The following is a 398-nucleotide window of genomic DNA, read 5'->3' on the forward strand; positions in this document are numbered from 1 at the left end:
AAATGAGCAGCTTCCAGACCATAACCATCAATGACGCGAACCACATCATCTGCTAATTCTTCAACGGAATATGGAGCCTGACCTGGCTCATAGCTTGTTGATTTCCCGGTATCACGGTGGTCGTACCGGATCACATAGCGACCCATTTTGGCAAGTTGGGAACAAAACTCATCAGGCCACCACACCGCAGACGACATTGCCCCCATGATCAGAATAATGGGTTCATGGGCCGGGTCGCCGAATGATTCGGTATAGAGTGAAATCGCTTTATCAACAACTACCTTTTCTTTCATACTTAAATTGCCTTCGAGTTCTACGTACAACTTTGTTTTAGGGCGACTGCCCTGCTGCGTAACATCGTTGCTGCTCCATAACATCAAACATCGACCCACGGCGTA

The 398-nt window shown here is 47.7% G+C and carries 1 protein-coding gene; it reads right to left on the reverse strand.

Annotated elements, in window-relative coordinates; genetic code table 11:
• A partial coding sequence (locus K5R89_RS27225; protein WP_368736280.1) for an alpha/beta fold hydrolase occupies window positions 1–293 on the reverse strand: 293 nt, incomplete at its 3' end.
• Window positions 294–398: the final 105 nt, after the last annotated feature.

The sequence above is a fragment of the Klebsiella sp. TF21-TM genome, assembly GCF_019753495.1.
Taxonomy (GTDB): Bacteria; Pseudomonadota; Gammaproteobacteria; order Enterobacterales; family Enterobacteriaceae; genus Klebsiella; species Klebsiella quasipneumoniae.